Below are 552 nucleotides of genomic sequence, written 5' to 3'. Positions count from 1 at the left end.
ATGCCTTATCCGTTTGATACGAATCCAAAATGGCCAAGTGGAACCAAGACTATCTTTAAGTTCCAGATGCAGGCTAATGAGGGCTATACATACAAGGACCAGGCTCTTGCTGAGATGCTACAACAAGGCGTGTTGACTGTGGTCATGGCACGTATTGAGTAAGGGGGATTTTATGTCATGGTCTGAAATAATCGAGAAAATGATACATGCGATTACTCAACTTGCTCCTACTATCGGTGTCATCGCTACTGGTTGGTTTGGGATGCGAGCAAGTAAAGCAGGAAATCTCAATCAAGAACAGTTCAAGGAGTTGAAAGGTGAATTGAGCACTATCCATGCAATCGGTGAGGAGAACAAGCAAAATATAACTGAAATCAACAACAAGCTTGCTGTGCATGATGAAGCACATCTAGCTACTATGTATCTACGACTGGAGCGTGATATTACTGTCGCTCTCAAGCGTGGTTATACAAGCGTTCACGAGTCGGATATTATCCACAAAATGCACTCTAGCTACAAGAAACTTGGAGGGAATGGGCGCATCGATGCCCT

The 552-nt window shown here is 43.8% G+C and carries 1 protein-coding gene; it reads left to right on the top strand.

Going from position 1 to position 552, the window contains the following annotated elements; genetic code table 11:
• Positions 1-172 precede the first annotated feature (172 nt).
• On the top strand, positions 173-552 hold a 380-nt coding region (locus HMPREF2613_RS06395; RefSeq protein ID WP_070479769.1), incomplete at its 3' end, for a hypothetical protein.

This window comes from Streptococcus sp. HMSC070B10, assembly GCF_001808665.1.
In the GTDB taxonomy this organism is placed as follows: domain Bacteria; phylum Bacillota; class Bacilli; order Lactobacillales; family Streptococcaceae; genus Streptococcus.
This window is presented reverse-complemented; position numbering and strand designations above follow the sequence as displayed.